The organism is Paenibacillus sp. FSL R5-0914, from assembly GCF_038004525.1.
Taxonomy (GTDB): Bacteria; Bacillota; Bacilli; order Paenibacillales; family Paenibacillaceae; genus Paenibacillus_AQ.
Window position 1 is genome coordinate 3,571,635 of the sequence record NZ_JBBORH010000001.1, and the last position, 12,303, is coordinate 3,583,937.

General features: G+C 44.5%; 10 protein-coding genes. All 10 read left to right on the plus strand.

Annotated elements, in window-relative coordinates; all coding sequences use genetic code 11:
* Positions 1 to 74: 74 nt before the first annotated feature.
* The 10 genes from MKX60_RS15865 to MKX60_RS15910 all read left to right on the plus strand — a co-directional run bounded on the left by MKX60_RS15865 (position 75) and on the right by MKX60_RS15910 (position 12,055).
* Complete coding sequence (locus tag MKX60_RS15865) at positions 75 to 1,343, plus strand: M16 family metallopeptidase (protein WP_341060251.1); 1,269 nt, start codon at positions 75 to 77, stop codon at positions 1,341 to 1,343.
* Positions 1,318 to 1,764, plus strand: coding sequence for a dUTP diphosphatase (dut, locus tag MKX60_RS15870; RefSeq protein ID WP_179085811.1), 447 nt, complete (start codon positions 1,318 to 1,320; stop codon positions 1,762 to 1,764). The genes MKX60_RS15865 and dut overlap by 26 nt, the downstream gene beginning before the upstream one ends.
* Before the next feature lie 195 nt (positions 1,765 to 1,959).
* The gene (dpsA, locus tag MKX60_RS15875) at positions 1,960 to 2,856 is read left to right on the plus strand and encodes a dipicolinate synthase subunit DpsA (RefSeq protein ID WP_076285436.1); all 897 of its coding nucleotides are present in this window, start codon (positions 1,960 to 1,962) and stop codon (positions 2,854 to 2,856) included.
* A 1-nt stretch (position 2,857) separates the two neighbouring features.
* Positions 2,858 to 3,454, plus strand: a complete 597-nt coding sequence (locus tag MKX60_RS15880; RefSeq protein WP_042189406.1) for a dipicolinate synthase subunit B — start codon at positions 2,858 to 2,860, stop codon at positions 3,452 to 3,454.
* Between the two features lie 355 nt (positions 3,455 to 3,809).
* Positions 3,810 to 5,033 (plus strand): aspartate kinase, encoded by a 1,224-nt coding sequence (gene dapG, locus MKX60_RS15885; RefSeq protein ID WP_042189405.1) that lies wholly within the window; start codon positions 3,810 to 3,812, stop codon positions 5,031 to 5,033.
* 13 nt (positions 5,034 to 5,046) lie between these two features.
* Entirely contained in the window at positions 5,047 to 5,922 is an 876-nt protein-coding gene (gene dapA / locus MKX60_RS15890) for a 4-hydroxy-tetrahydrodipicolinate synthase (protein WP_341060252.1), read from the plus strand.
* Positions 5,923 to 6,432: 510 nt separating this feature from the next.
* Complete coding sequence (locus tag MKX60_RS15895; RefSeq protein ID WP_042189403.1) at positions 6,433 to 8,112, plus strand: ribonuclease J; 1,680 nt, start codon at positions 6,433 to 6,435, stop codon at positions 8,110 to 8,112.
* A gap of 215 nt (positions 8,113 to 8,327) precedes the next feature.
* A complete protein-coding gene (locus MKX60_RS15900) occupies positions 8,328 to 9,107 on the plus strand; it encodes a ClpP family protease (protein WP_179281594.1) in 780 nt (259 codons plus the stop codon).
* Positions 9,104 to 9,316, plus strand: coding sequence for a YlzJ-like family protein (locus MKX60_RS15905; protein WP_042128829.1), 213 nt, complete (start codon positions 9,104 to 9,106; stop codon positions 9,314 to 9,316). The genes MKX60_RS15900 and MKX60_RS15905 overlap by 4 nt, the downstream gene beginning before the upstream one ends.
* Positions 9,317 to 9,394: 78 nt before the next feature.
* A complete protein-coding gene (locus tag MKX60_RS15910; protein ID WP_076299228.1) occupies positions 9,395 to 12,055 on the plus strand; it encodes an FtsK/SpoIIIE family DNA translocase in 2,661 nt (886 codons plus the stop codon).
* Positions 12,056 to 12,303 lie beyond the last annotated feature (248 nt).

The window sequence follows — 12,303 nt, forward strand, 5'->3', positions numbered from 1 at the left end:
GATCTATTTCTGGTAGGATTATAGGCACGTGTATTAATTTAGATAGAACATGGCTATTGCCAGGAGGACATGAAGTGGAAAAAATAGTATTATCCAATGGATTACGAGTAGTGATGGAAAAAATTTCGACCGGCCGGTCCGTTTCATTTGGAATATGGGTGAAGACAGGTTCGCGGAATGAACACCCTGGAAACAACGGGATATCCCATTTTGTAGAGCATATGCTTTTTAAAGGTACGGACCGATATAGTGCTAAGGATATTGCCGAGCAGTTCGATGCTATTGGCGGCAATGTAAATGCGTTTACCTCTAAGGAATATACTTGCTATTATGCAAAAGTACTGGATGAGCATCTGCCTATCGCAGTAGATGTGTTAGCAGATATGTTCTTCCGTTCACGTATGGATGCTGAAGAGCTGGAGAAAGAAAAGAACGTCATCCTTGAGGAAATTTCTATGTGCGAAGATACACCAGACGATCTTGTGCATGATTTGATGTGTGCTGCTGCTTACAAGGATCATCCGCTTGCGTATTCTATCCTTGGCTTAAAGGAACGGCTGATGGAGATGAAGCCGGATGATCTTCGTGCCTACATGAAGGAGCAGTATACGATTGAGAATACGGTAATTAGTGTAGCTGGGAACATCAGCGATGGATTGATTGAGCTGCTGGAGCAGCATTTTGGTTCTTTTGCTAATCATGGCACATCTGCGCCGTTGACTCCACCGGATTATTATGGGGACTTGTTGTTTCACCGCAAAAAAACAGAACAGAATCATATCTGTCTTTCCCTACCAGGGGTCCGCTCTGGCGACCCATTGCAATATGCTATGGTGCTTATTAATAATGCCATTGGCGGCGGTATGAGCTCACGGATGTTCCAAGAGATTCGCGAAAAACGTGGCCTAGCCTATTCTGTATATTCATACCACAGTTCTCAAGCGGATTCTGGTTTGTTCACGGTCTATGCTGGAACAGCACCGAAGCAAACTAAGGATGTAACGGAGCTAATTAAGGAAATGATGTACGAACTTGCTACTGAGGGTCTTAGTGAAGATGAACTGAGAAAAGGCAAGGAGCAGCTTAAAGGTAGCCTTATTCTTAGCCTGGAGAGTACTAGTAGCAGGATGAATCGAATCGGAAAAAATGAACTTATGCTCGGAAAACATAACACGTTAGACGATATGATCGCCAAGATTCAGTTAGTAACGATGGACAATATCAACAGTGTGCTTGATAATATGTTTGCTGAGCCGCTTTCTTTAGCGATGGTAGGTTCAACAGATAAAGCTATTGCAAATGTTAGGAGAGATGATCTTGTCTTATTACGTACAAATCAATAAACTAGCTGGAAACGAGGATGTTAATCTTCCTTGTAAAATGTCAGAACAGGCTTCCGGGTATGATCTATATGCCGCAGTTGATAGCGAAGTCGTGCTTGCACCTGGAGAACGTGCATTAATTCCAACAGGCATATCATTAGCTATGCCAGACGGATTAGAAGCTCAGATTCGTCCACGAAGTGGACTAGCCTTGAAGCATGGGATTACGTGTTTGAACACACCTGGAACGATTGATGCTGATTATCGTGGAGAGATCAAAGTGTTGTTGATCAATCTAGGGCAAGAGCCGTTTGCTATCGCTCGTAATGAGCGCATTGCCCAAATGGTATTTCAAGCGGTTCCAGTGGTCACTTTGGTTGAAGTAGATGTTTTATCCGAAACAGAACGTGGAGCCGGAGGCTTCGGTCACACTGGCAAATAATATGACTTATTAAAAAGCTTGCGAATTTATGCCTAGTCGGCGTGATTCGCGAGCTTTTTTTTCGTTTAAATATGACGATTTATAAGTTTCACATTTAAGCTGCATGGTAATTCTTCTCCGCTTTTCACCCATTAAGAATGCCCAGCATAAGATGCTCTATAGTCGATAGTGTATGTTGAAAGGAGCGTCATCCCTATGCTTACTGGCGTCAGGATCGTGTTCCTGGGCGGGGACGCGAGACAGCTTGAAGTGATTCGGAAATGTGTGGAATTGGATGCGACGGTAAGCGCTGCCGGGTTCGATAAGTGGGATGCCCCTTGCCCAGGGGTGAGCCTGGAACAGATGACGGTAGAGCTGCTTAGTAATGCAGATGTATTAGTGTTGCCTACGGTTGGTTGTGATGATGAAGGGAATATCAGTGCTCTATTTTCTTCTGAACGCTTAATGCTCTTGGAGGAACATTTTGCTGCTCTGCCACCCCATTGTTTGGTGTATAGCGGTATGGCTAAAAGCTACTTACGCGGCATGTGCGCCAAGCATTCGTTAAAGTTAATTGAATTGCTTAATCGTGACGATGTAGCCATCTACAACTCCATCCCAACAGCGGAAGGGGCACTGGTTATGGCCATACAGAACACGGATTTTACCATTCACAGTTCCAAATCGATGGTACTGGGTTTGGGCAGAACGGGTTTTACAATGGCAAGAAGTCTACAAGGACTGGGTGCTAGTGTTAAAGCCGGTGTTAGAAAACAGGAACATTATGCACGTGCTGAAGAAATGGGCTGGAAGCCGTTTATGACCAGTGAACTTTTGCTTCATGTGTCGGATGTTGATCTGATATTTAATACGATTCCAAGTATGATCATCACCGCACAAGTACTCTCACGTATCTCACCGCATTGCTTAATTGTCGACCTGGCTTCCGCTCCAGGTGGATGTGACTTTCGTTATGCTGAGAAAAGAGGAATTAAAGCGATGCTGGCACCTGGACTCCCTGGCATTGTAGCTCCTAAAAGCGCTGGGATTATTATGGCAAATGCGCTGGTTCAGTCGATATCGGACGAGGCTTTAATCAAGGGGGACGAATAAAATGGATTGGCACGGAAAAACAGTAGGGTATGCGATTACCGGATCTCACTGCACATTTGCGGAGGTAATGCCGCAAATTCAACGCTTCGTAGATGGAGGAGCAAACGTAGTGCCCATAGTTTCAGCATCCGTACTAGGCACCGACACCCGCTTTGGAACATCGCAAAATTGGCTAAAACAGTTGAAAGATATAACAGGTAATGATATCATTTCTACAATTGTTGAAGCGGAACCGCTGGGTCCTTCCAAGCTGCTGGATGTGCTGACGATAGCACCTTGCACTGGAAATACAACGAGTAAATTGGCAAATGCTATGACCGATAGTCCAGTGCTCATGGCTGCAAAATCGCAGATGCGCAATGGACGTCCACTTGTTCTCGCGATATCTACCAATGATGGCCTAGGTCTTAATGCCGCAAATATTGCAAAGCTTCTAGTGGCTAAACATATTTATTTTGTGCCATTCGGACAGGATAACCCTGAGGGCAAACCTAATTCGTTAGTAGCGCGTATGGATCTTATCCCAGAAGCTTGCTATGCCGCTTTGCAAGGTAAACAACTACAGCCGATGATTATTGAAAAGTTTCATTCCGTCTAGAATAGGGCGGAATCGGTGGAGCTAGTTGCGGACATAAAAAGGGGAGATGCACTAAATGAGCAATGAGAAGTTAAATGCCGCCTTGGTCGGAGTTACTTCTTAATCAATAGATACGGTCGTAAACATTCAAAGCCAAGATCTGCTAAACCCATTGCTGAGATCATTGCCGCCAAAAAATATAAGCTTTACTGCTACCGTCCTCATTTCGAGGGCGGTACAACCATTTTTCAAAATAAAAGAAAATTACTTAAGAAATAAGCTTACGTACTGTAAAGGAATTTCTCATTAGAGACGAAATGAGTTCTATTTACGAACGATTAGTGTGTTTGCTTTGACAATAATGGAGGAATTATACATGGGTATTCTGGTACAAAAATTCGGAGGAACATCACTTTCAACACCACAAGCTAGAGAGCACGTCATTCGTAATGTCAAACGGGAGCTCGCTAGTGGCTATAGTTTGGTCATTGTCGTTTCGGCAATGGGCAGACGCGGAGAACCTTATGCAACAGATACTCTGCTGGATTGGGCTGTTCAGAATGGAGATTCACTCCCAGAGCGTGAGAAGGATCTCTTGATGTGCTGTGGTGAGATTATCTCTGCTACTACACTTTGTGGCCTGCTGGAGAATGAAGGGATTGCTTCTACGGTACTAACGGGAGCTCAGGCTGGTTTTATGACAGATAGCAACTATGGCAATGCAAGAATTCTAGATGTACGTCCTGAACGTATTCTTCGCGAACTGCGTGAAGATAAAGTAGTTATAGTGACCGGGTTCCAAGGACAGACTGAAGCTGGTGATTTGACGACTTTGGGCCGTGGAGGAAGTGACACCTCTGCGACTGCACTGGGTGCTGCCCTTCATGCAGATATGGTTGATATCTATACAGATGTTAACGGGATTCTTACAGCAGATCCGCGGATCGTTGAAGATGCAAAACCGCTAACGTATGTTAGTTATACAGAAATTTGTAATATGGCTCATCAAGGAGCAAAAGTGATCCATCCACGTGCGGTTGAGATTGCTATGCAGGCACAAATTCCAGTACGCGTTCGTTCAACATTTTCTGAGAATGAAGGTACGCTGGTTACGAATCCTGAAGGATTCAACGACATTCAGTCTGGCGGCATTGTAGATCGCTTCGTAACAGGGATTGCTTATGTCAGCAACGTCACACAGATTTCTGTGGAGTGTCCAGATGGAAATGGTACGGGCGTTCAACTGCAAATTTTTAAAAGTATGGCCGACAACGGAATAAGCGTTGATTTTATTAATGTAACACCTACTGAAGCTCTTTATACTGTGTTCGATGACAAATCAGAAAAGGCCATCTCAGTTCTTCAGCAATTGGGCTTGCGTCCTAAGAGTTTATCAGGTTGTGCAAAAGTTTCCGTTATCGGGGGCGGAATTAATGGTGTACCTGGTATTATGGCGCGTATCGTTGAGGCACTTAGCTCACAAAATATTCAGATTCTCCAATCCGCAGATTCGAATACAACGATTTGGGTGCTGGTGAAGAAAGAGGATATGGTGCAGTCCCTGCGTTCGCTGCACGCTATGTTTGAATTGCACCGCTAAGGAGGAATTCAAAGTGGATTTCGGAAGATTAATAACAGCCATGGTAACCCCCTTTGACGGGGATGGAGAAATCAACTGGGATGTAACTTCACAGCTTGTCGATTATTTAATTGAGGAACAGAAATCAGAGGCATTGGTTGTCTGTGGTACAACTGGGGAATCCCCAACGTTAAGTGATGAGGAGAAACTGCAGCTGTTTTCTTTTGTACTAGAGAAGGCGAATGGTCGCTGTAAAATTATTGCTGGAACAGGCAGTAATAACACGAAGCACTCTATTCACCTCACGAAGGAAGCGGAGAAAATAGGTGTGGATGGCGTACTTTTGGTCGTTCCTTATTACAATAAGCCTAATCAGGAAGGGCTCTATCAGCATTTTTCTGCGATTGCTACGGAGACTTCATTGCCAGTCATGCTGTATAATGTTCCTGGTCGCACGGGTGTAACTATGAGCGTGGACACAACCCTTCGACTTGCTGAAATATCGAATATTATTGCGACAAAAGAATGTGCATCTGTCGATCAAGTAACACTTATCGCTTCTGCGTGTTCCGATGACTTCCGTGTATATACTGGTGATGATTCTGCGGGCTTAGCTAGTTTAGCCGTAGGAGGATACGGAATTATCAGTGTAGCTAGTCATGTGGTTGGTGCACAGATGTCAGAAATGATCTATGCATACACCTCAGGAAATGTTCAGCGAGCGGGAGAGATCCATCGGCAATTGTTCCCTATTTACAAGGGGTTGTTCGAATGTCCACAACCTTTACCGAATCCTTCAGCGGTCAAATATGCTTTAAGTCTGAAAGGTCTGCCTGTTGGAGGCGTCAGATTGCCGCTTATTTCACCTACTGAAGCTGAGGCGGCCTTTATCGAGGCACTATTTCACTAAGTGCTGAACAATGATAATCTAGTCTTTAAACCGGCTTCTCCTGTGGAGAGCCGGTTTTTATATTTATTATATTTTGCTAAAATAATGGGTCACATTTAAGGAAAGAATTTGGATACGAGATAGGGTGACTTGTCTTTTGCCAAAAAAATCATGTATAATGATCTTAAGTGACTGGGTGCGGTTAAAATTAAATATGCGGTAATCTTCCGTCAATGGTATACATTGTGAGACAGGATAGGTCCCAAGATGAGTCTGTGTAAATGATTGAAATGTCTTCGCGCGAGGGGCGCGACGGTGAATTTTGACGGCATTTGTCCGCTTCAATATGAACTTTACTGCCCGGAATCGGGAGCTTTCGCATTGCGCATTTTACAGATATCAGGAATATCCTTGTTAATTAAGGAAGCTATCAGCTGTTTGAAGAATGTGTTCAGCGCCGCTGAAATAATCGAAGTTCAATATTTACCAATAAAAGTATGACGTCCAACATCATAGGAGGGTTAGATTCATTTGTCCAAAAAAAACAACAACGATAAATTGATGATTTTCGCATTGGGCGGAGTCGGAGAAATCGGGAAAAACATGTATGTCATTCAATATGGAGCTGACATTGTAGTCGTGGATTCGGGACTTAAGTTCCCGGAAGAAGATATGCTCGGTATTGATATTGTAATTCCTGATATCTCTTATTTGACAGAGAACCGTGACAAGGTAAGAGGAATTGTACTTACCCACGGACACGAGGATCACATCGGTGGTCTCCCATATGTCCTGAAGAATTTGAATGTTCCGGTTTACGGAACAAGACTTACATTAGGCCTTGTAGAAAACAAATTGAAGGAAGCAAACTTACTGGGTGACACCAAACGAATTCTGATCAATGAAGATTCAGAAATTCAACTGGGAAGTTCGCTCAAAGTTACATTCTTCAGAACCAATCACAGTATTCCTGATTCCGTCGGTGTATGCATAGAAACACCGGAAGGTAACGTAGTTCATACGGGAGATTTCAAATTTGACCACACTCCAGTCAACGGTCAATTTGCAAATCTGCATCGGATGGCTGAAATTGGTCAGAAGGGCGTGCTTGCTCTTTTGTCGGATAGTACAAATGCTGAGAAACCAGGCTTTACCCCATCTGAGAAAAATGTCGGTATCGTTCTGGAAGACATTTTCCGCAAAGCTGAACAACGTGTCGTTGTAGCAACTTTTGCTTCCAATGTGCACCGCATTCAACAAGTGGTTAATGCAGCAGAATCCACAGGTCGTAAGATTACAGTAATTGGCCGTAGTATGGTAAACGTTGTATCCATCGCTTCTGAGCTTGGATATCTGAACGTACCTGACGGTATGCTGATCGAGCCTGAAGAAATGAACAGAATGGCAGCGAACCGTGTCGTTGTTCTTTGCACAGGATCCCAAGGCGAGCCAATGTCCGCATTGACCCGTATGGCACGTTCCAGTCATCGTAAAGTAGATATCTTGCCAGGTGATACTGTTATTATTGCAGCAACACCGGTACCAGGTAACGAGAAATATGTAGGTCGTACCATTGATGAATTGTTCCGTCTTGGCGCTAACGTAATTTATAGCGGTTCCAATTCTGGTGTTCACGTATCCGGTCACGGTAGCCAGGAAGAGCTTAAGCTTATGCTCAACCTGATGAAACCAAAATATTTCATTCCAATTCACGGTGAATACCGTATGCAACGCAAACATGCGCTTTTGGCAGAATCTGTTGGCGTAGAGTCTCAGAACATTTTCATCACTGAAATCGGTGAGATTGTGGAAATTCAAGGCGGTGCCGCTCGTAAAGCTGGTAAAGTAACGGCTGGTAACGTATTGATTGACGGTCTGGGTGTAGGTGATGTAGGTAATATTGTATTGCGTGACCGTAAGTTGCTGTCTCAAGATGGTATTTTGGTTGTCGTGGTTACACTAAGCAAACAGAATGGTGCAATTGTCTCCGGACCTGACATCATTTCTCGTGGTTTCGTTTATGTTCGTGAGTCCGAAGGACTGCTTGACGAAGCGAACCGAATTGTTTCCAGTACATTGCAGCGCTTGATGAGTGAGAAAGTAAATGAGTGGGCATCGCTTAAAACAAGCGTAAAAGATTCACTCGGTCGTTTCTTATATGAGCAAACGCGTCGTAGACCGATGATTTTGCCAATTATCATGGAAGTGTAAGGAGAATTCTCCTTAAATAAATATATAGCTTGGGCATTGGCCCCTTTTCCCCGGAAATATTGGACGGTTTCTACGGGAAAAGGGGTTTTTGTATTGTTTATATTCACATCATGAGGAGAGGTTTGCATAATGCGGGGCCCTGAAATGTCATACTAATGAAAGTTAGTAAGGCTATAGCAGACCAGAGCTGCATAAGAAAAGGGAGAGCTGCGAAAATGAACTACATGAATGGATCAAATGGAGCAAAGAATGAGGAAGTTATACCACAAGAGGGAAATCCAAGTACAAATGAAAACATGCCGCCCACTACAATGGGTGCACTTAAAGAGCTTGGACAAACAGCGGTTCCTACGGGTGAACCGGATATCTTTTGCATAACGATCATCGGTCAGATTGAAGGCCATATTGTAATGCCTCCTCAGAACAAAACGACGAAATACGAACATATCATTCCCCAGCTGGTGGCAGCTGAACAGAATAAGAATATTAAAGGTCTGCTTATTATTTTAAATACTGTTGGTGGAGATGTAGAAGCTGGTCTAGCGATTGCCGAAATGATTTCTTCGCTCTCTAAACCAACGGTAACAGTAGTCATTGGAGGGGGCCATAGTATTGGCGTTCCGATCGCTGTATCCTCTACGTATTCAATTATAGCGGAAAGTGCAACAATGACGATACATCCGATTCGTATGAATGGCTTAGTAATTGGAGTGCCACAGACGTTCGAATACATGGAAAAAATGCAGGAGCGTGTAGTGAAATTCGTTACTTCTCATTCTCGGATTTCTGAAGAACAGTTCCGTGACCTCATGTTTAAGACAGGTGAGCTCAATCGTGATATTGGAACAGCCGTTGGGGGGTTGGACGCCGTTAAATATGGTCTCATGGATGAGGTGGGCGGGATCGGAGCTGCCTTAGCGCATCTTAACCGCATGATTGGTGGAGATTTCTCTGCAGCGCCTACAGCAGCGATTTCGGGAGGGCTTACGCAATGACACTCTATACGATAATGTCGATGGAACAGGTGTGGGAGGGGGCATTTAATAATTACGCTACAACGCGAGAAGTAAGCGTTCAGGGGATGCTCATGCAGGTTGAGCCGATGGAGGAAGGACGCGCGCGCATAGTAAGATTGCTGGATTGTCCTTTGGAGCGATATTTAGATCCGTCGTTCTCTCCTGGAGCGATAATTACGTTAACATAAAGATTCATTTTTTGACAAAAGAGAACATAGGTACGCCACGCCATTATATGGTATAATGTTGTTCCGGGGGTGGCTGGCGTGGCTAAACGAAAAAAGAAAAAGAAAAAAGCGCTGCTCGGCAGCGTTTTAAAATATGAAATTTACGGAATTTTACTAATAACGATATCCGTTATTGCTCTGTCTGGTGAAGCGGCGGTAGGACGGTCACTTTCAAGTATGGCGGGTTATTTATTAGGGAGATTTTATTTTGTGTTGCCGCTTATTGGTATTTTTTATGGGCTTATGGTTATGATCCATCGAAGATGGCCTTCTTCTTGGAACAGTCGACATACAGGCGTGCTTCTGCTTCTGCTATCCATGTGCCTTATGAGCACTATTTCTGCAATGGAGCAGAAGCTTGGCCCGTTGTCCTTGCTCCATCCTGGCAACGTGATGACACAAATACATAATGATCTTTCGGGATCTCTTTCGCCCGGTGTTAACAATAGTAATGTCTATATGCTGGGTAAGGATATAAGTGGTGGATATATCGGCGGATTGGAGTATGCTGCACTGCTGTGGCTCTTTGGTAGTCTGGGAGCTAAGCTGCTCATGATCGTTATGCTTGCCATCAGCTTTATGTTAATTACAAATCTCTCCTATGTAGAGATTATTACTCTTTTGCGAGTTCGTACGGTTAAGTTTGTAGAGGGGATTCGTCTCCATGCGGCAAACCGTCCGAAGGCAGTCCCAGTAGCTGCTAGACCTTCCAAAGCAGCCGCACCCGCAAAGACTCGGCCGGTGAAGCAGCCTGTCTATGACGAAGATGACGAAGAGGAAGAAGACGATCGATATTTACCTAATCGTAAGCAACCTGTTCTATTGAAAAAAATATCCGGTTGGTTCACAGGCTCCACCCGTTCAGAGGCGGAAGCCGATTCTGAGGATGATGATCAAGGTCCAATTGTAACAAGTGCTTCGCACGGTCCGATCATTTCTGGGCTTTCAGTAGATAGTCGTGTGACTCCACTTGAGGATATCCATCATGATTTTGATGATGCAGATATGGATATGGAACCTGTGACTCCAATTATTCGCGACTTCTTTGAGCATATCCGCTCAGAAGGGCTGAATGAGGAAGATCGGGAGGAATGGAGTGAATTCTCTCCAGCAGCTCGTGGTGTTACCGTCAAAGCTCCTGTTGCCGGGGTTAATCCAGTTAGTCAACAGCCTTCAGATGAGCCTGAGGAGAATGTGACTATAGACTTGGATGGATTGCTAAGCGCTACTCCTGATGGACAGATCATTCCTGCTCCACCGGCACCACCTCCACCAAAACCTTATAAGTTGCCATCTTTCCGACTTCTAGCCAAACCTAACAACAGCGGCAAAGCGGGAGATCAGAATGATTATATGCAGACCGCCCGTAAGCTAGAAGCTACCCTAGAGAGTTTCGGTGTTAGAGCAAAGGTTCTCGAAGTAGTTAGAGGTCCAGCGGTTACACGGTATGAGATTCAGCCGGATATCGGTGTCAAAGTTAGCCGCATTGTTAATCTGACGGATGACATTGCGCTTGCTCTTGCAGCCAAAGATATACGTATGGAGGCGCCAATTCCGGGTAAATCAGCCATTGGGATAGAGGTACCGAATTCCGAAGTGTCTATTGTGACCATGCGTGAAGTTATGGAGACACAGATCTTTCAGGAAGCTGAATCCAGATTATCGATTGCTTTTGGACGTGATATTTCGGGTCAGACGATTATCGGTAATTTAGCGAAGATGCCCCATTTATTGGTGGCTGGTGCAACGGGTTCTGGTAAATCGGTTTGTATTAACGGGATTATTACGAGTATTTTATACAAAGCTAAACCTGATGAAGTCAAATTCCTGATGGTGGACCCGAAGATGGTAGAGCTGAATGTCTATAATGGGATTCCGCATCTTCTGGCTCCAGTCGTTACTGATCCGAAGCGGGCGAGCTTAGCTTTAAAGAAGATTGTTGTGGAAATGGAGAAAAGGTATGAACTCTTCTCCAAATCAGGTACACGCAACATGGAAGGCTATAATAAGCTGATGGCTGAGAACCCAGCTGCTATACTTCCGTATATCGTTGTTATTGTGGACGAGCTTGCGGATTTGATGATGGTTGCCGCTAACGATGTAGAGGATGCTATCTGTCGGCTTGCACAGATGGCGCGTGCAGCTGGTATACATCTAATTATCGCCACTCAGCGTCCTTCCGTGGATGTCATTACAGGTTTGATTAAGGCGAATATTCCATCTCGTATCGCTTTCGGCGTATCTTCCAATGTAGACTCACGTACCATTCTGGATATGCCAGGTGCGGAGAAGCTGTTAGGTCGGGGAGACATGCTGTTCTTACCGATGGGGGCTTCTAAACCGATTCGTGTGCAGGGTGCCTTTATGAGCGATCAAGAGGTTGAGACAATCGTTCAATATGTCAGCAGTCAAGGTGAAGCAGAATATGACGAGTCCATTGTTCCAGAGGTTGATGACACAATTGCTGAAGACCAGGAGCCACAGGATGAATTATATGAGCAGGCCGTAACGATCGTGCTTGAAGCGAAGCAAGCTTCAGTCTCGCTACTACAGCGCCGGATGAGGGTTGGTTACACCCGTGCAGCCCGTTTGATTGACTCTATGGAGGCTCGTGGGGTAATAGGGCCTTACGAGGGCAGCAAGCCGCGTGAGGTGCTTGTATCACTTGAGCAGTATCAGCATAACAAGATCAGTTCTTAAGCTGAACAAGTCAGTTTAAACCTTAAATAGACAATAACAAGAGGCCGTCCCCAAGTAGTTTGTACTACTTGGGGACGGCCTCTTACTCATGCTGAAAAAGTGTAAGTGACACTTCAAATAATGGCTTTAGTGAAGCTACGAATGAGGCTCCGAGTGAAGCTTCATTAAAATAATTAGGGAATTTCTCCCTGAAATTCTGTGATTATTGGTTCTCAGACTTATAATTAGGGAAAAGCTCCCTATAATTT